Source organism: Pseudomonas sp. UMAB-40, from assembly GCF_900095275.1.
Lineage (GTDB): Bacteria > Pseudomonadota > Gammaproteobacteria > Pseudomonadales > Pseudomonadaceae > Aquipseudomonas > Aquipseudomonas mandelii_B.
The window spans coordinates 375,995-399,078 of record NZ_LT607553.1; the positions used below are offsets into that span (position 1 = coordinate 375,995).

At 58.0% G+C, this 23,084-nt stretch carries 23 protein-coding genes and 1 pseudogene; 12 read left to right on the plus strand and 12 right to left on the minus strand.

Annotated elements, in window-relative coordinates:
* The first annotated feature begins 47 nt into the window (after positions 1-47).
* Positions 48-1,265 (plus strand): argininosuccinate synthase, encoded by a 1,218-nt coding sequence (locus tag K0F88_RS06340; protein ID WP_007898502.1) that lies wholly within the window; start codon positions 48-50, stop codon positions 1,263-1,265.
* A gap of 183 nt (positions 1,266-1,448) precedes the next feature.
* Here K0F88_RS06340 and K0F88_RS06345 read toward each other — a convergent pair whose 3' ends face one another.
* The gene (locus K0F88_RS06345; protein WP_094470907.1) at positions 1,449-2,015 is read right to left on the minus strand and encodes a hypothetical protein; all 567 of its coding nucleotides are present in this window, start codon (positions 2,013-2,015) and stop codon (positions 1,449-1,451) included.
* 586 nt (positions 2,016-2,601) lie between these two features.
* Between K0F88_RS06345 and K0F88_RS06350 the strand changes: the two genes are divergently transcribed.
* A complete protein-coding gene (locus tag K0F88_RS06350) occupies positions 2,602-3,228 on the plus strand; it encodes a response regulator transcription factor (RefSeq protein ID WP_094470908.1) in 627 nt (208 codons plus the stop codon).
* Between the two features lie 92 nt (positions 3,229-3,320).
* On the opposite strand, the gene K0F88_RS06355 is transcribed toward K0F88_RS06350, so the two are convergent.
* The 8 genes from K0F88_RS06355 to metG all read right to left on the minus strand — a co-directional run bounded on the left by K0F88_RS06355 (position 3,321) and on the right by metG (position 10,123).
* The gene (locus K0F88_RS06355) at positions 3,321-3,500 is read right to left on the minus strand and encodes a PA3496 family putative envelope integrity protein (protein WP_007898493.1); all 180 of its coding nucleotides are present in this window, start codon (positions 3,498-3,500) and stop codon (positions 3,321-3,323) included.
* A 107-nt stretch (positions 3,501-3,607) separates the two neighbouring features.
* A complete protein-coding gene (gene nth / locus K0F88_RS06360; protein ID WP_219094598.1) occupies positions 3,608-4,246 on the minus strand; it encodes an endonuclease III in 639 nt (212 codons plus the stop codon).
* A gap of 25 nt (positions 4,247-4,271) precedes the next feature.
* Positions 4,272-4,781, minus strand: coding sequence for an Rnf-Nqr domain containing protein (locus tag K0F88_RS06365; RefSeq protein ID WP_094470910.1), 510 nt, complete (start codon positions 4,779-4,781; stop codon positions 4,272-4,274).
* Positions 4,774-5,385, minus strand: coding sequence for an RnfABCDGE type electron transport complex subunit G (locus tag K0F88_RS06370; protein ID WP_094470911.1), 612 nt, complete (start codon positions 5,383-5,385; stop codon positions 4,774-4,776). The genes K0F88_RS06365 and K0F88_RS06370 overlap by 8 nt, the downstream gene beginning before the upstream one ends.
* Positions 5,382-6,365 (minus strand): RnfABCDGE type electron transport complex subunit D, encoded by a 984-nt coding sequence (locus tag K0F88_RS06375; protein ID WP_094470912.1) that lies wholly within the window; start codon positions 6,363-6,365, stop codon positions 5,382-5,384. The genes K0F88_RS06370 and K0F88_RS06375 overlap by 4 nt, the downstream gene beginning before the upstream one ends.
* Positions 6,352-7,362: an electron transport complex subunit RsxB gene (rsxB, locus tag K0F88_RS06380; protein WP_219094599.1), complete on the minus strand. Its 1,011-nt coding sequence runs from the start codon at positions 7,360-7,362 to the stop codon at positions 6,352-6,354. The genes K0F88_RS06375 and rsxB overlap by 14 nt, the downstream gene beginning before the upstream one ends.
* The gene (locus K0F88_RS06385) at positions 7,359-7,928 is read right to left on the minus strand and encodes an Rnf-Nqr domain containing protein (RefSeq protein ID WP_094470913.1); all 570 of its coding nucleotides are present in this window, start codon (positions 7,926-7,928) and stop codon (positions 7,359-7,361) included. Before K0F88_RS06385 ends, rsxB begins: the two co-directional genes overlap by 4 nt.
* 143 nt (positions 7,929-8,071) lie before the next feature.
* Entirely contained in the window at positions 8,072-10,123 is a 2,052-nt protein-coding gene (gene metG, locus K0F88_RS06390) for a methionine--tRNA ligase (RefSeq protein ID WP_219094600.1), read from the minus strand.
* Between the two features lie 366 nt (positions 10,124-10,489).
* Here metG and apbC point away from each other — a divergent pair, with 366 nt between their 5' ends.
* Entirely contained in the window at positions 10,490-11,584 is a 1,095-nt protein-coding gene (gene apbC, locus K0F88_RS06395; protein ID WP_219094601.1) for an iron-sulfur cluster carrier protein ApbC, read from the plus strand.
* 132 nt (positions 11,585-11,716) lie between these two features.
* Here apbC and K0F88_RS06400 read toward each other — a convergent pair whose 3' ends face one another.
* Positions 11,717-12,475 carry an SDR family oxidoreductase gene (locus K0F88_RS06400; protein WP_010457649.1) on the minus strand — a complete coding sequence of 253 codons (759 nt, stop codon included), beginning with the start codon at positions 12,473-12,475 and terminating at the stop codon, positions 11,717-11,719.
* Between the two features lie 166 nt (positions 12,476-12,641).
* Here K0F88_RS06400 and K0F88_RS06405 point away from each other — a divergent pair, with 166 nt between their 5' ends.
* The 4 genes from K0F88_RS06405 to groL all read left to right on the plus strand — a co-directional run bounded on the left by K0F88_RS06405 (position 12,642) and on the right by groL (position 16,150).
* A complete protein-coding gene (locus K0F88_RS06405; RefSeq protein ID WP_219094602.1) occupies positions 12,642-13,373 on the plus strand; it encodes a HugZ family protein in 732 nt (243 codons plus the stop codon).
* A gap of 66 nt (positions 13,374-13,439) precedes the next feature.
* Entirely contained in the window at positions 13,440-13,916 is a 477-nt protein-coding gene (locus K0F88_RS06410; protein WP_010457646.1) for an FxsA family protein, read from the plus strand.
* 247 nt (positions 13,917-14,163) lie between these two features.
* Entirely contained in the window at positions 14,164-14,457 is a 294-nt protein-coding gene (locus K0F88_RS06415; protein WP_008155545.1) for a co-chaperone GroES, read from the plus strand.
* A gap of 49 nt (positions 14,458-14,506) precedes the next feature.
* Positions 14,507-16,150, plus strand: coding sequence for a chaperonin GroEL (groL, locus tag K0F88_RS06420; RefSeq protein WP_008155543.1), 1,644 nt, complete (start codon positions 14,507-14,509; stop codon positions 16,148-16,150).
* A 173-nt stretch (positions 16,151-16,323) separates the two neighbouring features.
* Here the strand turns inward: groL and K0F88_RS06425 are convergent.
* Positions 16,324-17,055 (minus strand): annotated as a pseudogene (locus K0F88_RS06425) (phosphatase PAP2 family protein); the annotation flags it as partial.
* A gap of 54 nt (positions 17,056-17,109) precedes the next feature.
* Positions 17,110-19,059 carry an LTA synthase family protein gene (locus K0F88_RS06430; RefSeq protein ID WP_219094603.1) on the minus strand — a complete coding sequence of 650 codons (1,950 nt, stop codon included), beginning with the start codon at positions 19,057-19,059 and terminating at the stop codon, positions 17,110-17,112.
* Positions 19,060-19,263: 204 nt separating this feature from the next.
* On the opposite strand from K0F88_RS06430, the gene colR reads away from it, so the two are divergent.
* From colR to K0F88_RS06455, 5 genes are all read left to right on the plus strand, one after another.
* On the plus strand, positions 19,264-19,947 hold the full coding sequence (colR, locus tag K0F88_RS06435; RefSeq protein ID WP_054045155.1) for a two-component system response regulator ColR: 684 nt from the start codon (positions 19,264-19,266) through the stop codon (positions 19,945-19,947).
* Positions 19,937-21,211 carry a HAMP domain-containing sensor histidine kinase gene (locus K0F88_RS06440; RefSeq protein ID WP_219094604.1) on the plus strand — a complete coding sequence of 425 codons (1,275 nt, stop codon included), beginning with the start codon at positions 19,937-19,939 and terminating at the stop codon, positions 21,209-21,211. Before colR ends, K0F88_RS06440 begins: the two co-directional genes overlap by 11 nt.
* A 160-nt stretch (positions 21,212-21,371) precedes the next feature.
* Positions 21,372-22,040 (plus strand): class I SAM-dependent methyltransferase, encoded by a 669-nt coding sequence (locus K0F88_RS06445; RefSeq protein WP_219094617.1) that lies wholly within the window; start codon positions 21,372-21,374, stop codon positions 22,038-22,040.
* A gap of 4 nt (positions 22,041-22,044) precedes the next feature.
* Entirely contained in the window at positions 22,045-22,758 is a 714-nt protein-coding gene (locus K0F88_RS06450) for a lipopolysaccharide kinase InaA family protein (protein WP_094470921.1), read from the plus strand.
* A gap of 2 nt (positions 22,759-22,760) precedes the next feature.
* Positions 22,761-22,988, plus strand: coding sequence for a hypothetical protein (locus K0F88_RS06455; protein WP_094470922.1), 228 nt, complete (start codon positions 22,761-22,763; stop codon positions 22,986-22,988).
* The last annotated feature ends 96 nt before the right edge of the window (positions 22,989-23,084 follow it).

The window sequence follows — 23,084 nt, forward strand, 5'->3', positions numbered from 1 at the left end:
GACCGGTAGACTTCACGGCTTTCCGTAGAACCCCGTGGAGTGATGGCATGGCGGACGTAAACAAGGTCGTTCTGGCGTATTCCGGCGGCCTGGACACTTCGGTGATCCTCAAGTGGCTGCAGGATACTTATAACTGTGAAGTGGTGACCTTTACCGCTGACCTGGGTCAGGGCGAAGAGGTCGAACCTGCACGCGCCAAGGCTCAGGCCATGGGCGTGAAAGAGATCTACATCGACGATCTGCGCGAAGAATTCGTGCGCGATTTCGTTTTCCCGATGTTCCGCGCCAACACCGTTTACGAAGGCGAGTACCTGCTGGGTACTTCCATCGCTCGTCCGTTGATCGCCAAACGCCTGATCGAAATCGCCAACGAAACCGGCGCTGACGCCATTTCCCACGGTGCCACCGGCAAGGGTAACGACCAGGTTCGTTTCGAACTGGGCGCCTACGCACTCAAGCCAGGCGTGAAAGTGATCGCCCCTTGGCGTGAATGGGACCTGCTCTCCCGTGAAAAGCTGATGGATTATGCTGAAAAGCACAACATCCCGATCGAGCGCCACGGCAAGAAAAAATCCCCGTATTCGATGGATGCCAACCTGCTGCACATCTCCTATGAAGGCGGCGTGCTGGAAGACACCTGGACTGAGCACGAAGAAGACATGTGGAAATGGACCGTCTCCCCGGAGAAGGCTCCTGACAAGGCGCAGTACCTGGAACTGACCTACCGCAACGGCGACATCGTTGCATTGGACGGCGTCGAAATGACCCCGGCCACCGTGCTGGCGACCCTGAACCGTATCGGTGGCGAACACGGTATCGGCCGTCTCGACATTGTCGAGAACCGTTACGTGGGCATGAAGTCCCGTGGTTGCTACGAAACCCCTGGCGGCACCATCATGCTACGCGCTCACCGTGCGATCGAATCGATCACCCTGGACCGCGAAGTGGCTCACCTCAAAGACGAGCTGATGCCTAAATACGCCAGCCTGATCTACACCGGTTACTGGTGGAGCCCAGAGCGTCTGATGCTGCAACAGATGATCGATGCGTCCCAGGCTCACGTGAACGGCGTTGTGCGCCTGAAGCTGTACAAGGGCAATGTGATCGTCACCGGTCGCAAGTCTGACGAATCGTTGTTCGATGCCAACATCGCGACCTTCGAAGAAGACGGCGGCGCTTACAACCAGGCCGATGCGGCGGGCTTTATCAAGCTCAACGCCTTGCGCATGCGCATTGCTGCGAACAAAGGCCGGAAGCTGTTCTGAGACCTTTGAAGCGGCCACGAAGGTAATGGAAATGTGGCCTTGTCGGTGACAAGGCCACAATTCTGAAAGAGGGATTTTTCCTGCCAGGTATCATGTTTCAACTTTCTTGTTGTTGTTACAAATAAGCTTTCGTCTGCTTTGCTCTCCGATTGCCCTTCGAGAGCTGTCTTCTGCTATTGGCGCTCAAGCCATCGTCGTCATGCCATGTGAGCTCAAATTGTAGGCAACCCAGAACGCAGTGCTGTTGCGTTTCTTTGTTTGTTTCGAATGCTTGTGTGCGCCTTCCTTCAGCAACGCCTCTGAATCAGTACACGTTAGAAACACGATCACGCGCGCAGGGTTTTCCTGTGGTTGCTGGACCTTTTCCATCAAGGTATTGAAATCCATTTTGTTGTTCATCCATCGAGCATCGACAATGTGCAGATCCTTTAGCAACACCGTTGCGCGTAAGGGGGGCTCCAAATGCTCGGGTGTATTGACTTGCGAGTAATCGGCATCGGCCATGGCCTTGATGAAGTGCTTACCTTTCTCAAAATCAGAGGGCGCGTAAAGCGATCGATAGTTGAAGTTGAGTGTGACGAAGAATAGAAAGAGCAAGTAAAAGGGGAAGCTGATAAGAAACCAGATATAGATCTCCCGTTCCTTATTGTCGAGAAAGGGAAGAGAAATAGCAGCTGAAGTTTCAGACAGTGTTGCGAATATCGCAATGATTGTCATGGGGTTGGAAATTCTTGTTTTGAATTTGTTCATGTTGTTTGCTCATGAAAGATTGTCTGTTCTCGATCAATTTATGGAGAGGTTCCGGTTTTTGGTAAGTCGCTGTGTTTGGGAGGGAGGTCTACTGTTTTGGTGGTGTCCTTTTAATGGGTTTGTTAACGGTTATCATAGTAGCTGTATTGTTTGCGTCTCGGGTATTTTTGTTGTTCTTGATTTAATAAGTGCAGGGTTGATTGCTGTTTCTGAAGTGTTGCCTGGTGTAATGGTTTTAGTTGGAAGGTCTGGGTTTTAATGAGCGGGTGTGAATGCTCGCCTGACAATATCGGTTACTTTTTAAGCGTAGTTCAATCGTCAGCGTTTGTCGGATGCTTCGGCCAGCCTCTGGTTTCTTTGATTTCCTGATGTAAATCGATACGAAAACAGGTTTAAAAGCACCGTGCCGACGGGTCGGTAAAATTTAAGACACACAGTACTCGTGTGATTTTTGTAAGACATGTCCTGCTTGTTTGTAGGGAATGTCTCTCGCTGCGGGTGGCCGAGGGGACCGGCATGCCACGGATGAAACGACTAGGCTATTGTGCGGGCTCTAAAAATTCGAACAGCGAAATTGGACTTGCCCATGAATAAAGTGCTGATCGTGGATGATCACCCCGTCATTCGTCTTGCGGTACGTATGCTGATGGAGCGTCATGGCTACGAAGTCATTGCAGAAACAGATAACGGTGTGGATGCGTTACAACTTGCCCGCGAACTTATGCCGGATATTGTCATTCTGGATATTGGAATACCGAAGCTGGACGGGTTGGAAGTCATTGCGCGTCTGACAACAACGGCGATACCTCTTAAAGTGCTGATATTGACTTCTCAGGCCCCCGGACATTTTTCAATGCGTTGCATGCAGTCGGGAGCCGCCGGGTATGTCTGCAAACAACAGGATCTCACTGAGTTGCTCAGTGCGATAAAGGCCGTACTTTCGGGTTACAGCTACTTTCCGAATCAAGCGCTGCACACCGTTCGTTCCAGTCTCGGGAATGCCAGTGAAGCCGATATGGTGGATCGTCTGTCCGGGCGCGAAATGATGGTGTTGCAACAGTTGGCTCGAGGAAAGACAAACAAGGAGATTGCCGATGGAATGTTCCTCAGCAATAAAACCGTCAGTACTTACAAGACACGCCTGTTGTTGAAGCTCAATGCTCGCTCTTTGGTGGATCTGATCGAACTCGCTCAACGCAATGGACTGGTATGAACGCACTGGCGATTGACGAGGCGCGATGAAAGGGCGTTCATCGGGGGGGCGGCACTCAGTAAAAAGCCTCCGTTTCGGGAGGCTTTCAGGTGTCAAAGGTCAAAATCGTAATCGGCCAATTGCTTTTGCAGTCGGCGCTCCTCCAGCAGATTGTCGATGGTGCGGCGTTTGCTCAGGTTGGTCTTTGCCACTTCAACCACCGGTTCAGCGTCATCGGCCTCAACGGGTGTGAAGTCGTCTTCTACGTCCAATTGCTCTTTGCCAGTGCTCATAAAGTCAACTCCAGGCTAAGACTGCCTTTGGCGCTCCTTATATCGACAAACTCCCGGCGGGTAAAAAAGATTTTTTCAATCGATGGATCAATAAATCTAATAGCGCCTCAATCGTCCGAGGTCTTTTGCTTGTATTCGCACAGGTCTTCGATCCGGCAGCTCCCGCAACGAGGCTTGCGGGCCAGGCAAACGTAGCGTCCATGAAGGATCAGCCAATGGTGTGAATCGAGCAGGTATTGCTTGGGGACAAACTTCATCAGCTTCATCTCCACCTCGACCACGTTTTTGCCCGGTGCAATGCCCGTGCGGTTGCTGACCCGAAAAATATGGGTGTCCACGGCCATGGTCAGTTGGCGAAAAGCGGTATTGAGCACCACGTTGGCGGTCTTGCGGCCGACGCCGGGTAGCGCTTCCAACTCCTCGCGGGTCTGCGGAACCTCGCCGCCATGACGCTCCACCAGCAAACGACAGGTTTCGATCACGTTTTTCGCTTTGCTGTTGAACAGGCCGATGGTCTTGATGTATTCCGACAGCCCTTCAACGCCCAAGGCATGAATCGCCGCCGGCGTATTGGCCACCGGGTAGAGTCTGGCGGTGGCCTTGTTCACGCCGACATCGGTCGACTGGGCGGACAGAATGACGGCAATCAGCAATTCGAACGGCGAGGAATAGGCCAGTTCGGTCTTCGGTTCCGGGTTGTCTTCGTGAAACCTGCGGAAAATTTCCAGACGTTTTGCGGCATTCATGGACAGTACGTTTCCTCGAAGTCGGTCAGTGTGAGGGAGTCGGTCGGTGCCAGGCCTGCCAGGCGGCGATCAGCAGGCCCAGAAGGATGAATCCGCCGGGGACCAGCGTAGCGAAGTGCAGGCCGCTGTTGCCGATCAGCTCGCGCACCAGGCCAAGGCCCACCATCAGCGCGCCAAACAGGCCGCAGAGGCGCAAGCGATCAAGCCGCGGTTCCTGGAAAAAACCATTGTGTTCCAGCACCACGCATTGCAGGGCGATCAATCCTGCATAGATCCCCGCGTGCTGATGCCATTGAAGTGAGCCGACCTGCGCAGCCAGTTCCGCGCAACTGGTCAAGGTGGCCGCCAAGAGGATACTCGCAAGCAAGCGGGTGGACGGGATCAGCCGTGATCGCAAGGCGGCCATGCTGACGTCATAGGCATTGATCACCACGAAGAACATCAGCCACAGGCCGAGGGCGGTCAGCCAGGCTTCCGTAGCGCCGATCAGAGGCGCAAGCATCAGAGCGTTTCGCAGTGTCGATGTCTTATTCATGCGCGCTGCTCCCGATCAACTGTTGCGGGTGTTCGTCGAAGAAACGCAACGCGTCATGAACGGCGCTGATCACCGCTCGTGAAGTAATGGTCGCGCCCGCTATCTGATCGAATTGACCCTGATCTTTTTTCAAGGCCCAGCCGGTGTCGCCGGGGTCGTTTCGAGACTTGCCGGTAAACACCTGAAGCCAGGTATTGGGCCAGTCGGCAATCTTGCCGCCCAGCGCGGGGGTTTCCGATTGCTTGAGGGTCTTGACCCCCAGCAGCTTGCCGTTGGCGCCGATGGCGATCAGCAGCTCGATGGAGCCCTCGTAGCCCAGGGTCTGGCTGCGCAGCAACACCGCGCTCGGTTGGCTGGCCTTGGTCGCCAAATAGCCGCCCAGCAGCGTGCTGTTGGGCAGTCGAATATTTTCGAGGACGAGTGGCTGGTCCAGCGGTTGATTGTCGTAGCTGTCTGGCGTTAGCAGGTCAAGCAGGGTGCGACTGTCGATCAAGCGCTGTTGCGCACTGATGCGCGGTTCGCTGGCATGTTGCACGAAGTACGTCACGCCAATTCCCAGCCCGGCCAGCAGCACCAGAATCACAACGCTCGTCGCTCGGTTCATGGGGCAATCTGCTCCTGCCTGGACGCGACTAACCGCTCCAGCGCCGGGACACACAGGTTCATCAGCAACACGGCAAACGCCAAGCCGTCCGGGTAACCGCCCCAGGTACGAATCAGGTAGGTGAGTAATCCCACGCCGGCACCGAACAGCAGTCGGGCACCGGGGCTTTTTGCGCCGGACACCGGTTCGGTGGCTATAAAGAATGCACCCAGCATGGTCGCGCCGGTGAGCAAGTGAAACAGCGGCGAGCCATTGGAGTCGGAACCCGAACCGTTCCAGCACAGCAGGCTGATGATGAACAGACTGGCAAGCATGCCGACCGGTGCATGCCAAGTGAACACCCGCCGTTGCAGAAGAAACGCGCCGCCGGCGAGAAAGGCCAGGTTGACCCATTCCACACCGCGCCCGCCGAAATGACCGAACGCCGGCTTGCTCGAGAAGAGTTCATCCATGGTCAGGCTTTTGTTGATCCGCAGGCTGTCCAGCGCCGTGGCCTGGACCCAGGCATCTGGCGCCTGGCCGAAGCCGAAGACCTGTTGCAAGCCACCGAGCAGATTCATGCCGTGGGCCGACGGCCAGAGGGTCATTTGCTGCGGAAAGGCCACCAGCACCAGGGCAAAACCGAGCATCGCCGGATTGAACGGATTCTTGCCGACGCCACCGTAGAGGTGTTTGCCGAGCAGCGCGAATGTCGCCGCACTGACCGTCAGCCACCACGGGCAATAAGGTGGCAAGGCCAGGGTCAGTAACGTCGCGCTGACCAGAGCGCTGCCGTCGCTCAAGGTCGGTTTGATCGATTGCTTGCGCAGTTGCAATACCGCGGCTTCAACCGCCAATGCGGTCAGGACCGCCAGAAACAGGTTGATCAATACGCCCCAGCCATACAACCAGAACAACGCCAGCATGCCCGGCACCGTGGCCAGCAACACCAGCTTCATGGCCTGCTGAAGGCGTTCGTCCACCGATTCAAGGGGCGACATAGGCATCGACCTGACGCTCGGCGTCCATCACCGCGTGTTCCAGCGCTGCAATCAGTTCAGCCGCAGCTTCGCCGGTTCGCGCCTTGTTGAGTTCGGCGCGGCGCATGGCCAGCTGGATCTTCGCCCGTTTCAGTTCGGCGTCCTTCGCAGGCGCCGCTGGTGCCGGAATTGGCGGCGCGTTGTTTTCCAGCTTCGCCAAGGCTTGCTCCGCCACTTCGAATTGCTGTTGCAGCACGATCAGTTGCGACTGCTGCTCGAAGGTCGGCGGATGCCCGAACGCCTTGAGCGACTTGTTCAGTTGCGCACGACTCATCGCCAGGTCGATCTTGGCTTTTTTCAACGCCGCATCAGCGTTTGCCGCTTTCTGCGCACGCACCCGTTCAAGTGCAGCCTGAACCGGGTCGAGCGTCGGCACCTCGCTGTGCGGCAGGGCGCGTTGAGCGCGGGCCTGGCGTTCGGCGAGCTTCTGCTCTTCCTCACGGCGCAAGCGGGCGTTGCGTTGTTCGAAGCGACGCCGCGCATGATTGCGTTTGGCGGTGCGCGCCCGTTGTTCCTCAAGGCTGAACGCCAGGCCACCGACAATCGGCAGCACCGTGGCCAAGGGCAGTGGCCGCATTTCGATGCAATCCACCGGGCACGGCGCGACACACAGGTCGCAACCGGTGCATTCGTCGACGATCACCGTGTGCATCAATTTTGCCGCGCCGACGATGGCATCCACTGGGCACGCCTGGATGCACTTGGTGCAACCAATACACTCCGCTTCACGAATATAGGCGATCTGCGCCGGTGCCGAGCCGCGACTGACGTCCAGTTCCAGTACCGGCACTTGCAGCAACTCGGCCAGCGCCGAGATGGTTTCGCTGCCCCCTGGCGGGCACTTGTTGATCGGCTCGCCGCTGGCGATGCCTTCGGCGTAAGGCTTGCATCCGGGGTGGCCGCACTTGCCGCATTGGGTCTGCGGCAAGAGGGCGTCGATGCGTTGAATCAGACTCATGTTTTGATCAGCCCGCTGAACCCGAGAAAAACCACTGCGATCAGTCCGGCGCCGATCAGTTCGATCGGCAGGCCACGAAAGGGCAGGGGAACATCGTTATCGAGAGTGCGCTGGCGCAAGTCGCTGAACAGGCTCAGCACCAGCCAGAACCCCAGCCCGGCACCGAGGCACAGGGCAGTGGCGTGAAAGAATCCCTGGTCGTGCGTGGTATTGAGCAATGTCAGCCCCAGCACACCCGCGTTGCCCAGCAGCAACGGCCATAGGCCATCGAATGAACGTTTGGGAAGTAAGCGCGACAGCAGTTTCAACAGTGGACCAATCAGCAGAACGCTCAATGGCAGGAATACGAAAAGGCGCAGCGAAGTCAGCTCCAGCGGCACCAGCAGCCAGTAATAGGCCGAGTAGCCCAGCATGCCGACCATCAGCATCAGGCACGTCGTCGCAATACCCAACGCATGAACCTGATCGCGCTCGCTGCCCAGCAGCGGATCGACGCCCAGCGGCCAGTGCAACACGAGGTTGTTGATCAGGGCAGCGCTGATAAGCGTAAGAAATATCTCGGTCATGATCGTGCCGGTAGAAAGAGGGCTTTTTAACGGAGCGGTCTAAAAAGCTTAGGCATTATCCGGCAAGGACGGAGGGTGGGGCCAGATATGAAAATCCCACAGTCGCACCAGGCACGGCTGTGGGATCGATTTAGCGCAGAAACTTACTTGATGCGCTGACCCGGCCTGGCGCCGCTGTCCGGGCTGAGCAGGTAGATTTCTTCACCGCCAGGGCCCGCCGCCATCACCATGCCTTCGGAGATGCCGAACTTCATTTTCCGTGGCTTGAGGTTGGCGATCATCATGGTCAGACGGCCATTGAGCTTGGATGGATCCGGGTAAGCGCTCTTGATCCCCGAGAACACATTGCGTTGCTCGTCACCGATGTCCAGGGTCAGGCGCAGCAGTTTGTCGGCCCCTTCCACGTGTTCAGCCTTGACGATCAAGGCGACGCGCAAGTCGACAGCGGCAAAGGCGTCGAACTCGATTTCCGGCGACAGCGGATCCTTGGCCAGTTCGCCGTTGCCGGCAGGCGCAGCATTGCCCGTGTCGGTTGCGCTGGCGGTCAGGTCTTCTTTCGATGCATCGCTCATGGCTTGCACTTTTACCGGGTCGATACGGGTCATCAACGGCTTGAACTCGTTCAGTTGATGGTTGCTGAGCAAGGTGGCGTGGTCGTTCCAGGTCAGCGGCGCGACGTTCAGGAATGCCTCGGCGTCGGCGGCCAGCAGCGGCAGTACCGGCTTGAGGAAGATCACCAGTTGGCGGAACAGGTTCACGCCCAGGGCGCAGATGGCCTGGACTTCGTCCTGCTTGCCTTCCTGTTTGTTCAGCGACCACGGCGCCTTGTCGGCGATCCAGGCGTTGGCACGGTCGGCCAGGCCCATGATCTCGCGCATGGCACGGGCGAAGTCGCGCGCCTCGTAGGCCTCGGCAATGCTTGGCGCAGCGGCGAGGAACGCGTCGGTCAGTTCCGGTGCGGCGTTGCCGGCCACCAGCACACCGCCGTTACCCTTGTGGATGAAACCGGCGCAACGGCTGGCAATGTTGACGACTTTACCGACCAGGTCGGAGTTGACCTTCTGCACGAAGTCTTCGAGGTTCAAGTCCAGGTCATCGACGCCACGGCTCAGCTTGGCCGCGTAGTAGTAACGCAGGTATTCCGGCGACAAGTGGTCCAGGTAAGTCCGGGCCTTTATAAAGGTGCCGCGGGACTTGGACATTTTCTGACCATTGACGGTCAGGTAGCCGTGCACGTTGATACCGGTCGGCTTGCGGAAACCGGCGCCTTCGAGCATGGCTGGCCAGAACAGGGCGTGGAAGTTGACGATGTCCTTGCCGATGAAATGGTACAGCTCGGCGGTGGAATCCTTGCCCCAGAACGCGTCGAAATCCAGTTCCGGACGGCGGGCGCAGAGGTTCTTGAAGCTCGCCATGTAGCCGATCGGCGCGTCCAGCCAGACGTAGAAGTATTTGCCCGGCTCGTCGGGGATCTCGAAACCGAAATACGGCGCGTCGCGGGAAATGTCCCACTGTTGCAGGCCGGCATCCAGCCATTCGGCGATCTTGTTCGCCACGGCTTCTTGCAGGGTGCCGCTGCGGGTCCAGGCTTGCAGCATTTCCTGGAAGTCCGGCAGCTTGAAGAAGAAGTGCTGGGAATCCTTGAGCACCGGAGTGGCGCCAGAGATCGCCGACTTCGGATCCTTCAGGTCGGTGGGTGCGTAGGTTGCACCGCATTTTTCGCAGTTGTCGCCGTACTGGTCTTCAGTGCCGCATTTCGGGCACGTGCCTTTGATGAAGCGGTCGGCCAGGAACATTTTCTTTTCCGGGTCGAAGTACTGAGTGATCGAGCGCTGGGCGATGTGCCCGGCGTCGCGCAGCTTCAGGTAGATCTGGCTCGACAGCTCACGGTTTTCTTCGGCGTGAGTGGAGTGGAAGTTGTCGAAGTCCACCAGGAACTCGGCAAAGTCGGCGCTGTGTTCAGCCTGGACGTTGGCGATCAGTTGTTCCGGGGTGATGCCTTCCTTTTCCGCGCGCAGCATGATGGCCGAACCATGGGCGTCGTCGGCGCAGACATAAATGCATTGGTTGCCGCGGTGCTTCTGGAAGCGCACCCACATATCGGTCTGGATGTATTCCAGCATGTGGCCAAGATGGATCGAACCATTGGCATAGGGCAGGGCGCTGGTGACGAGGATCTTGCGTGGCTCGGACATGGGGCTCGGCTACTTGATGAAACGGAGGTCGGCCACTATAAAGCGCCGGCGCATATTTTTCACCCCGTGCGCCTGTTTCCGGTTGCATCGGATGCCCAAACCTGTGAACAGGCAGTTTGAGGGCGAAAGTGCCATTGTGGCGAGGGAGCTTGCTCCCGCTGGGTGGCGAAGCCGCCCCAAACCCTACAACTCGGCTCTGTCAGAAGGATCGCGTCAACCAGATTGCGACTGCTGCGCAGCCGAGCGGGAGCAAGCTCCCTCGCCACAGGAATGTGTTTGCCACAAATCATCGGTGGGCATGCCGTCCATGACCTAGAACGGTTAGGATACCCGCCTGATTTTCCAGTCTTGCTATCGGAGTTGCCCATGAGCGCCGTCAATCGCGCAGCGGTGGAAGCCGTCCTTCGCCAATACACCGACCCTTATCTGAACCAGGACCCGGTCAGCGCCGGGTGCGTGCGCAGCATCGACATCCAGGGCGATCGCGTCAGCGTGCAGCTGGAGCTGGGCTACGCCGCCGGTCTGTTCAAAAGTGGCTGGTCGCAGATGCTGCAAATGGCGATCGAAGGCCTCGACGGCGTGACAAGCGCTCGCGTTGACATCACCAGCGTGATCGCCGCGCACAAGGCCCAGGCGCAGATTCCGGGCCTGGCGAACGTCAAGAACGTGGTCGCCGTGGCGTCCGGCAAGGGCGGCGTGGGCAAATCCACCACCGCCGCCAACCTCGCGCTGGCCCTGGCCCGTGAAGGCGCCAAGGTCGGGATTCTCGACGCGGACATCTACGGCCCGAGCCAGGGCATCATGTTCGGCATCCCTGAAGGCACCCGACCGAAGGTCAAGGATCAGAAATGGTTCGTGCCAATCGAATCCCATGGCGTGGAAGTGATGTCCATGGCGTTCCTGACCGACGACAACACGCCGATGGTCTGGCGCGGGCCGATGGTCTCCGGCGCGCTGTTGCAACTGGTCACGCAAACCGCCTGGGGCGATCTGGATTACCTGGTCATCGACATGCCGCCAGGCACCGGTGACATCCAGCTGACCCTGGCGCAGAAAGTCCCGGTGGCCGGTGCCGTCATCGTCACTACCCCGCAAGATCTGGCGCTGCTGGACGCACGCAAAGGCGTGGAGATGTTCCGCAAGGTCAACATCCCGGTACTGGGCGTGGTGGAAAACATGGCCGTGCACATCTGCTCCAATTGCGGGCATGCCGAGCATCTGTTCGGTGAAGGGGGCGGTGTGAAGCTGGCCAATCAATATGGCGTCGAACTGCTGGCGTCGTTGCCGCTGGCAATGGCCATCCGCGAGCAGGCCGATGGCGGCAAGCCAACGGTGATCGCCGAGCCGGACAGCCCGATTGCGCTGGTGTACCAGGAACTCGCCCGTCACGTCGGCGCGCGGATTGTGTTGCAGGAAGCGGCATCGCCTGCAATGCCGAACATCACCATCAGTGACGATTGATACCCTTCGGATAACACGCAAAACCTGTGGGAGCGAGCTTGCTCGCGATGGGGGTGTCACATTCACCAGTGATGGTGACTGACACACCGCTATCGCGAGCAAGCTCGCTCCCACAGTGGTTTTTGGCAGGTCTTAGATGCGCAACCCGCCATCCATTTCCAGAATCCGGCCGGTGTAATAGTCGTTCTCGAAAATGTACGCCGCCGAATGGGCGATCTCTTCCGGTTTGCCCATGCGCTTGAGTGGAATCCCGGCCGTCATCTTCTCCAGCGCTTCCGGCTTCATGCCCAACGTCATCTCGGTTTCAATAAAACCCGGTGCGATGCCCGCCACGCGAATGCCATAACGCGCCAGTTCCTTGGCCCAGGTCACGGTCGCAGCAGCCACGCCAGCCTTGGCGGCGGAGTAGTTGGTCTGGCCGACGTTGCCGGCGCGGGAGATCGAGGAGATATTGATGATCGCGCCGCTGTTGTTCAGCTCGACCATTTTTGCCGCGACTTCACGGGTGCACAGGAACACACCGGTCAGGTTGACGTCGATGACCGCCTGCCATTGGGCCAGGCTCATCTTGGTCATTTCGCCATCCTTGACCTTCAGCAGCAGGCCGTCGCGCAGGATGCCGGCGTTGTTGATCAGGCCATGAATCGCGCCGAAATCTTCGGCCACCTGGGCGACCATATGCGTCACTTGCTCTTCGTTGGCGACGTTGCACAGGTAAGCCCGAGCCTCTACGCCCTTGGCTTTGCACGCCGCGATGGTGTCGTCGAGCTTTTCCTGGTTCAGGTCCACCAGCGCCAGCTTCGCGCCTTTACCCGCGAAATACTCGGCCATGGAACGGCCTAAACCCTGGCAACCGCCAGTGATAATGATTACTTTGTCAGTGAGTTGCATTCGCATGCCCCAATAGCAGGTTCAGAGTGGTTTCCTTCCTAGAGGGCCTCTCGATCTGCACCTGATGTGGCCTGGTTGCACATGAGAACTGCCCCGATGGCGTACTGGAACTTATCCCCAGGCGCCTGTCCGTTTTTTCGACGAATTCTATATAAGGAGTCATAAATTGAGCGTTGAAGCGGCCAAGAATGCCCGAGAATTGCTTCTCAAGGAATACCGCGGGGTGCTGTCGACGCACTCCAAGTCGATGCCCGGTTTCCCGTTTGGCTCCGTGGTTCCGTATTGCCTGGACGAGCAGGGCCGGCCGCTGATCCTTATCAGCCGCATCGCCCAGCACACCCATAACCTGCAGAAAGATCCGAAATGCTCGTTGTTTGTGGGCGAACGTGAGGCCGACGACGTACAAGCCGTTGGTCGCCTGACTTATCTCGCCGAAGCAGAAAAGCTCGAAGACGAGGCCGCGATCGAAGCCGCAGCCGAGCGTTACTACCGCTATTTCCCGGAGTCGCAGAGCTACCACAAGGCCCACGATTTCGATTTCTGGGTGCTTAAACCTGTGCGTCACCGTTACATTGGCGGTTTCGGCGCGATTCACTGGGTCGATCAGCTGACCCTGGCCAACCCGTTCGCCGGCAAAGCCGAAGTGAGCATGGTCGAGCACATGAATGCCGATCACGCCAAAGCCATCGCCCACTACGTCGACCTGGCGGGGCTGCCGAAAACCGAACCGGCGCAACTGGCCGGTATCGACACAGAAGGCATGCACCTGCGCATTGGTCAGGCCCTGTACTGGCTACCGTTCCAGGCACCCTGTAATACGCCGACACAAGTGCGCGAAGCCTTGGTTTTCCTGGCTCACGCCGAGCAATGGCCGAAAAATGAAGTGGCCGACGCTTGAATTCACGAAGCGGCGACGTCATCTAGGGAAGACTGGCAAGGCATTCTTGCGTTGAGGAACCATTTGATGCGCCCTTTTTTATTGCTCTTTGTACTGTTTCCGGTGTTGGAGCTGTTCGTATTCGTCAAGGTCAGTGGGGCTATCGGGTTTTTCCCGGCCCTGCTGCTGATCATTCTCGGCTCGATGCTCGGCGTGTTCGTGCTGCGCATCGCCGGTCTGGCCACTGCGTTGCGTGCGCGTGAAAGCCTGAACCGCGGCGAGTTGCCGGCCCAGACCATGCTGGAAGGTTTGATGCTGGCCCTGGCCGGCGGTTTGTTGATCCTGCCGGGCTTCGTCACTGACGTGCTGGGCCTGATCATGCTGCTGCCGATCTCCCGTCGACTGCTGGCCAATAAAATGCGCCAGCGCGCCGAAGAGGCCGCGATCCGTCAGCGTGCGTTTGCCGATGATCTTCAACCACGTGGCGGTCCTGCTCCTCAGCAGCCGCTGGGCCGAGAGCCCAACGTGATCGAAGGCGAGTTCGAACACCGCGATTCCAAGTAAAGCGTTTCAGCTGCACGGCACCTTCGGGTGCCGTGTTCGTTTTCGGGGCATTGATGCAAAAAATTTCGATCCCCGCCCTTGTAATAAGCTTATGCGCCCTTATGTAACGGTCACCGCAAGGTTTCTGGCGATCACGCCAGACAGACTTCCGCGGTTCGCTTGACGAACCGCACCCGGCACCGCCGGATTTGTTAAACCCGCCGGGAATACACCGGCCGATGAAAACCACAATTAGGAGAGATCGACAATGAAGCTTCGTCCTCTGCATGACCGCGTCGTCGTCCGTCGCAGCGAAGAAGAAAAGAAAACCGCTGGCGGTATCGTCCTGCCAGGTTCGGCTGCTGAAAAGCCAAACCAGGGTGAAGTTCTCGCCGTAGGCCCAGGCAAAGCACTGGAAAACGGTGAAGTGCGTGCACTGGCTGTGAAAGTGGGTGACAAGGTTGTGTTCGGCCCGTACTCCGGCAGCAACACCGTGAAAGTCGACGGCGAAGACCTGCTGGTAATTGGCGAGAGCGAAATCCTCGCCGTTATCGAAGGCTGATTCCCCGCTCATTTTCCCGCTACTACAAAGTATTTAAGGAATATCGATCATGGCTGCTAAAGAAGTTAAATTCGGCGATTCCGCCCGTAAGAAAATGCTCGCCGGTGTCAACGTCCTGGCTGACGCAGTAAAAGCGACCCTGGGCCCTAAAGGCCGTAACGTGATCATCGAGAAGAGCTTCGGCGCTCCGACCATCACCAAGGACGGCGTGTCCGTCGCTAAAGAAATCGAGCTGAAAGATCGCTTCGAAAACATGGGCGCGCAGCTGGTCAAAGACGTTGCCTCCCGTGCCAACGATGACGCAGGCGACGGCACCACCACCGCTACCGTTCTGGCTCAATCGATCGTCAACGAAGGCCTTAAAGCCGTCGCTGCCGGCATGAACCCGATGGACCTGAAACGCGGTATCGACAAAGCGACCATCGCTATCGTCAAAGAGCTGAAAGCCCTGTCCAAGCCTTGCGCTGACACCAAGGCCATCGCTCAGGTCGGCACCATTTCGGCCAACTCCGACAGCTCCATCGGCGACATCATTGCCGAAGCCATGGAAAAAGTCGGTAAAGAAGGCGTGATCACCGTTGAAGAAGGCTCGGGCCTGGAAAACGAACTGTCGGTTGTTGAAGGCATGCAGTTCGACCGTGGCTACCTGTCCCCGTACTTCGTGAACAAGCCAGAGACCATGACTGCCGAGCTCGACGGTCCGCTGATCCTACTGGTCGACAAAAAGATCTCGAACATCCGCGAAATGCTGCCAGTACTGGAAGCCGTTGCCAAAGCCGGCCGTCCACTGCTGATCGTGGCCGAAGACGTTGAAGGCGAAGCCCTGGCGACTCTGGTTGTGAACAACATGCGTGGCATCGTCAAAGTCGCAGCCGTCAAGGCTCCAGGCTTCGGCGACCGTCGCAAGGCCATGCTGCAGGACATCGCTGTCCTGACGGGCGGTACCGTTATCTCTGAAGAGATCGGTCTGAGCCTGGAAAGCACTACCCTGGAACACCTGGGTAATGCCAAGCGCGTGATCCTGTCCAAAGAAAACACCACCGTGATCGACGGCGCCGGCGTTGAAGCTGATATCCAGGCTCGCGTTCTGCAGATCCGTCAGCAAGTGGCTGACACTTCGTCCGACTACGACCGTGAAAAACTGCAAGAGCGTCTGGCCAAGCTGTCCGGCGGCGTTGCAGTGATCAAGGTTGGCGCTGGTTCCGAAGTAGAAATGAAAGAGAAGAAAGCCCGCGTTGAAGACGCCCTGCACGCTACCCGTGCAGCCGTTGAAGAAGGCGTGGTACCTGGCGGCGGCGTGGCACTGGTTCGCGCTCTGCAGGCGATCTCCGAGCTGAAAGGCGACAACGATGACCAGAACGTTGGCATCCAGTTGCTGCGTCGCGCTGTTGAAGCGCCACTGCGTCAGATCGTTGCCAACTCCGGCGACGAGCCAAGCGTAGTTGTAGACAAGGTCAAGCAGGGTTCGGGTAACTACGGTTACAACGCTGCGACCGGTGAATACGGCGACATGATCGAAATGGGCATCCTGGACCCGGCTAAAGTGACTCGTTCGGCTCTGCAAGCGGCTTCGTCGATTGCCAGCCTGATGATCACCACCGAAGCCATGATCGCCGAGATCAAGGAAGACGGCCCAGCTGGCGGCGGTATGCCAGACATGGGCGGTATGGGCGGCATGGGCGGCATGATGTAAGCCAGCCTTACCCCGTACATAAAACCCCCGCCGGCGATGAGCCGGCGGGGTTTTTTATTGCGCGGCATAAAGTGGTGTGGTTTTTAAGGGCCTCTTCGCGGGCAAGCCACGCTCCCACAGGTTCGGCGCAATCCCTGTGGGAGCGTGGCTTGCCCGCGATGCTCAGACGCTGACGGGTCTGCTTTGACGACCTTTTCAGCCCTGGAAGCCGGTCGATACAGGATGTAGTAGTAAGACCCCAGACAAATCAGCCAGCAAAAAATCGCCGTCCACACGTTATGCGAAAAGAAGTGCGCCCCCTGCATCATTCGGCTCACGGAAAACACCGTCCCCAGCGCAAACGCAAACACAAACGCCTGGCGCGCCAGTCGCGGACGACGGTCTCGCAACACAAAAAACAGCGCGAACAAGGTAAACCCGGTGGCCGCATGGCCCCCGGGCCAGCAACGCCCTGGCTTGTCGGTTTGCGGGCGCGGGCTGAGCAGTTCGCTGTAGGTTTCGTGGCCGCCGAATTGCTCGAGGCTCCAAGGGCATTGCACCGCCGTCACCGCTTTCATTGGGGTCACGAACGAGGTCGCCAGCGCCAGCGACATCACCAGACAACCCAGTTCGCGTTTGAACGGCTTGAGCCTGGCGATGAAAAACGAGCCGATAAAGCCGATGATCGCAAACACCGAAAAAGCGATGACCAATTGCTTGGCGCGGTCATGCAGGATGTCTTCAAGGAAGTAACTGTGGCGTCCGATGAAGTCTCCGGCGACCGGGTCGTAGAACAGTTTGGCCAGGTCCATGTCCAGGGACGTCAGTTCAAGCAGCAGCAGAATGATTGCCGCAATGGCGGGGACACCCAGGCACACCCAGAAGTTGAGCGGGCGAGAGGCGGGACGGACAGCGGTTGATGACATGACGGATCCTGAACAATGGAAAACGCCCCGGGGCATCAGCCCGGGGAGATTGGATTAACGTTCACTGACTTGGTCGGTGCCCTCCATGGGCGCCTTCCAGCCAAGCAGCTGTTGCTTGAAGCCATAACTGGCGGTTTGGTAATAGGTGATTGCTCGTGTGATCAAGGGATCACTGCCAGTGGCGCGTGACTCGCGACTTTCGGTAAGTGCCTCATCATGACGGCGCAAACCCTGGCGTGGACTCAGGATCGCCAGATCTTGCCCGTCGAACAAGCCCAGGTGCTGGTAATTGCCAACTACCACACGCGGCGGCAGCGGATTGTCTTGCAACAGGTCACGACCGAAGAATGTCGACTGATAGTCCAGATTCAGCAGACCCAGCAGCGTCGGGGCCAAATCGATCTGGCTGGCCAGTTGCGCCGTCTCCCGAGCATCAATCAGCTTCGGTGCATAAATGAACAGCAGAATCTGATAGTTGCTGATCGGCAAGTCCTCTCTGCCTGCGCTGCCGGCCGTGTGGTCGGCAACGAAGACAAAGACGGTGTTATCAAACCACGGCTTCTGGCGTGCCTGATCCAGGAACTGACCGATGGCGTAATCCGTGTATTTCACCGCGCCGTCGCGACCATTGCCGGATTTGATATCGATCCGGTTGTCCGGATAGGTATAGGGACGATGGTTGGACGTGGTCATCAATTGCAGAAGGAAGGGTTGTTGTTTGGCGTAGTCGGCGTCGGCCAGCTTCAGTGTCTGGGTATAGAGGTCTTCATCGGCCATGCCCCAGGCATTTTTGAAGTGGATTTCAGACTCATCGACACTGCTCTGGTCGACCACACGGTAACCGTTGCCGCTGAAGAACGCGTTCATGTTGTCGAAGTATCCGCGCCCGCCATAGACGAACACGCTGTCGTAGCCCACGGCACTGAGTTGCTGGCCCAGGCTGGCGAAACCGCTTTCACGGCCCACACGCTTGACGATCGAACGTCCCGGCGTCGGAGGGATTGCCAGGGTGATGGCTTCCAGCCCGCGATCGGTGCGGGTGCCGGTGGCGTAAAAGTTGTTGAAATACAGGCTCTGCTTGCGCAAGGCGTCAAGGTTGGGGGTCAGGTTGCGGTTATCACCGTTGCTACCCATGTACTTGGCGCTGAAGCTTTCGATGGTCACCAGCACGATATTGGGTTTTCGCAGGGTGCCGGGATTGTCGATCATCCGGCGAATGTCTTGCGGGTCTTCGCCGATGAAGCGGGCGTTGGGTTCGCTCAGTTCGTCACGGATTTGCTGCGCCACAACCGCAGGTGGCAGGCTGCTGTAGAACTGCGGGTAATCCAGTTCATTGTTACGGAAGGCGGCGAAAAACTGATACGGTCCATTGCTTGCCAGTTCGTTCTGATAGGCGTTCCCACCCTGGGCGCGCGGAGCATCCTGGCTCAGCAACTGCGAGCTTAGCCCCGCAACGACCAGCAGGCCCAAGGCATTCAATAGACGGCCGCGCAAGGAGGGCAACGGTGCATCGAGCGCGGCATTGAAGGGTTTGCGCAATGCCAGGCTCAGGGCGATGGCAAGTGCGGCGAGGATGCTCATCAGTGTGCCGATCGGGTAGGACTCGAGCAGGTTGTTCAACACTTCATCGGAGTACACCAGATAGTCGACGGCGATGAAGTTGAAGCGCACACCAAACTCATCCCAAAACAACCATTCGGCTACGGACGTGAACAACATGGCGAACAGGCTGATCGTCAGCAGCCCCTGAAGCACCCAACGGTGGCCACGGCGGCGCCACAAAGCCGGCGGGCAGAACAGCAGGTAGAGGCCCATGGGCAGCACCGCGTAGGCAATGAAACCCAAGTCATACAACAAGCCAATGCCAAACACCGACGCAAAGCCGTTGCCGGCTTCATCCAAGTGGCTGAGCAATAGCAGCGTTCGAGTCAGAAAGAAAATGGCTAGCCAAATGCCGGAAACCAAGAGGAGAAAGCGCACGGGTGCAGTCTTGAAAAAATCCATTGTGTATACATTCCTTAATGCCGATTGCGCGAGAGTCTCGCGCGATGACTGTAGTCGACATGTGAATCGATAGTGAAAAACTTGTTAACGGCGCAAATTGGTTGAGCAAATTGATTCTGCGACCCGCAGCCCTAGCCCTCAGCCACACTTGGCCTTAAGCTGCGCGGGCCATGACGGCCGTTACTGTGTACGGAGGAGGTGCCCATGCGAATTCTATTGGTTGAAGACAACCGCGATATCCTGGCCAATCTGGCCGATTACCTGGGGCTCAAAGGCTACACCGTGGATTGCGCGCAGGACGGTTTGTCAGGCCTGCACCTGGCGGCCACCGAACACTATGACCTGATCGTGCTCGACATCATGTTGCCCGGCATCGACGGCTACACGCTGTGCAAACGTCTGCGCGAAGACGCCCGACGCGACACGCCGGTGATCATGCTCACCGCGCGCGATCAGCTGGATGACCGGCTGCAAGGCTTCAAGTCCGGTGCCGATGACTACCTGATCAAACCGTTCGCTCTGTCCGAACTGGCGGCGCGTATCGAGGCGGTCATGCGTCGTGCCCAGGGCGGCGGTCGACGCGCCTTGCAGGTGGGCGATTTGAGCTACGACCTCGATACCCTGGAGGTGACCCGCGAAGGTCGTTTGCTCAAACTCAACCCGGTCGGCCTGAAGTTGCTGGCCGTGCTGATGCAGAAAAGCCCGCATGTTCTGCGCCGCGAAATTCTCGAAGAAGCTCTGTGGGGCGATGACTGCCCGGACAGCGATAGTCTGCGCAGCCACGTCCACCAATTGCGCCAAGTGATCGACAAGCCATTCGCCAAGCCCTTGCTGCAAACCGTGCACGGTGTGGGTTATCGCTTGGCCGAGGGCCGTGATGGAGTTTAAGCAGAGCCTTGCTCAACGGATCATCATCGCCTTTGCGCTGATGAGCGCACTGGTGGCAGGCGCCTTCGCCATGGGCATTGTGGCGACCGTGCATCTGGTCGAAGAAAAGCTGATTTCGGCCGGGCTGGGCGGCGATTTGCAACGGCTGTTGCTGATGGACAGCGTTTCTGACTGGAGCCATCGCCCCGAGCCGGACCAGCTGTTCTATTTCAGCGGTGGGCCGGGGGACTTCGAGCTCCCCAAGGATTTGCGGCACCTGGATTCCGGATTCCACGAGGTCTTTCGCGAGCAGCTGTCCTATCACGCGATGGTCGAAGTCGTCGATGGCCGGCGCTACGTATTGCTTCAGGACCAAAGCGATTTCGAAGAGCGTGAGCGGGTGCTGTTTGCCGTGGTACTGGTGGGTTTCGTGCTGAGCCTGGCGCTGGCGGTCTTTCTCGGGTGGGTCCTGGCGCGCAAAGTGATGGCGCCCGTTGTGCGACTGGCTCGCCAGGTGCGACATCGCGATCAATTGCTGGGCCTGGCGCCGCCTTTGGCGCCGGATTATGCCGCTGACGAAGTGGGCGAGCTGGCGGTTGCCTTCGACGCCACCCTTGGGCGTTTGCGCCAGGCGTTGACCCGTGAACGGTTGTTTACCAGTGACGTCAGCCACGAACTGCGCACGCCGTTGATGGTGCTGGCCAGTTCCTGTGAGCTGTTGTTGGAAAACCCCGGTATCGACCAGCGCGGCCGCGCCCAGGTCGAGCGGATAGCCCGCGCGTGCGCAGAGATGCGCGAGTTGGTGCAAACGTTCCTGATGTTGGCCCGAGCCCAGCGAGAAGACGCCAGCATGGCGCCGCAGCAGACGCTGAGCCAGGTCGCCGATGGGCTGCTCAACCAGTGGCGCGAACCGATTGAAGCCAAAGGGCTGAGCCTGACCTTCGAGCCGGGCAATCCGCTGGGCACTTGCTACAACGCAACCCTCTTGCACGCCGTCATGGGCAACCTGTTGCGTAACGCATTGCATTACACCGAGCGCGGGTTCATCCGTTTGACGCTCACGGCCACGGGGTTCCTGGTCGAGGACAGCGGGGTGGGCATTCCCGAGGATAAACGCGAGGCAATGTTCGAACCTTTCGTTCGCGGCAGCGAAAAACGCGGCGAAGGCCTGGGACTGGGGTTGTCGCTGGTGCAACGGATTTGCGAGAACCAGGGCTGGAGCGTCAGCCTGACCAACATGGAACCCAATGGCTGTCGTTTTCAGGTGGAATTGAGCCAAAGTTAGCGGTTGCTTGAACAGTCGGGGCTCCAAGCCATGACGGCCAACCCGACAAAGCTTGTAATAAATGAACATTTCTTTTACAAGTTTTTCACAAAGGTATGACCTGACGCTGACACTACGCTACCTAAGGTAGTTGTCATCAGAAGTTCAGGAGACCTTAATGATGGACGGCCCGATCAAACTCGATTTTTCCGAAAAGTACGACGATCAACACGCGCAAAGATATTTGCGCAAGCACCAGGATGGCCTCGGTCGTCGCCTGTCCCACTGGCGTGACCTGCAGCTGGCGCGAAAGTCGCTGGCGCTGGTCGGTGAGCCAGGGCTGGTCCTTGATTTGCCGTGTGGGGCAGGGCGTTTTTGGCCAATGCTGGCGGAAAAAGCCAATCGCGCCATCATCGGTGCCGACAACTCCGAGTCAATGTTGAAGATTGCCACCCAGGCGCAACCTGCCGACGTGGTCAAACGGGTACAACCCTTGCACACTTCTGCATTCGACATTGCCTTGCCCGACAACGCCGTCGACAGCATTTTCTGCATGCGTTTGCTCCATCACATCGGTGAAGCCGAGCATCGACTGGCCATTCTGCGCGAATTTGAACGCGTCACGCGTGACAGCGTGATCATTTCATTGTGGGTAGACGGCAATTTCAAGGCCTGGAAACGCAAGCGCTCAGAGCAACGGCGTGAACAGGAAGGTTACCAAAACCGATTTGTGTTACCAGCCGCCACGGTAGAAAAGGAATTTGAACAGGCGGGGTTCCGTATTCAGGAACATCTGGACTTTTTACCGCTCTATGCCATGTGGCGAGTTTATATATTACGCAAGAGGTAACAGGATGGCAGTGCAATGTGCAGCAGAAACGGACGTCGCTTCTCAGGACCGCTTCGACTATTTCTGGAATCAGCGTGGTGAATGGGTAGAAGAACCCAACGTCCGTCGCGGTGGTGAAAGTGGCGTACAGCGTGTCATGGGCAGTGATGGTCAACTGCTCTATGCCAAGCGGCAGACCGGGCATATCTATCGCAGCTGGCTGCACCCGTTTGGCCGTCCGACCGTGTTGCGTGAGCGTGACGCGCTCATTGGTCTGCGCGCGCTGGATGTGCGAGTTCCGGACATTGTTTTCTGCGGCGCACAGCGTGACCCCGTGCACAAATGGCGCGCCTTGCTGGTGACCAAGTCGCTGGACGGCTTCGAGGAAATCGAACACTGGTACGCCGGCGGTGGTCGCGAGCGCCACGGCGAGGTGGTGCATGATCGTGTCTTGAAGGAACTGGCCGAGAATCTGGCCCGCATGCACAAGGGCCGTTGGCAGCACAGCTGCATCTACATCAAGCACGTATTCGTGCGGGTCACCGGCGAAGATGACTCGGCCAAGGTCGAGGTTGCCTTGATCGATCTGGAGAAGTGCCGGCAACGCCTGACCGCCTATCGTGCCGCGGCTCATGACATGAAACAGCTGCGTCGCCACTCGTCGTTCAGCACGGCAGACTGGCGCAAACTCGTCTATTTTTATGAGACGGCGTTTGGCAGCGCTATCAAAGGTTTATAGCAATGAAACTAGAAATTGCGCGAGGTGTGTTTCTGATAGGAGCCTTGGCAGTTGCTTCATTGGCGGTGGCGGCGTGGGAGCAGCCCCGCACGCAAGTCCTCAGTTCAGTGAGCGGTGACGCACACTGTCCGTTGCCACGGGTTGCCAAGGCATCCGTGGCATCTCAACCCGATCATGATTTATTGCTGTTCATGTTCGGTCTTTCTCAAGGAATGAGGCCGCAGAGTTGAACAGATTGAAGCCCAAATAAAAGGCCTCGCCAAATGCGAGGCCTTTTTTTGTGCCCGATTTTGAGCCTTACACCGTCCATGTGAGAGCGAGCTTGC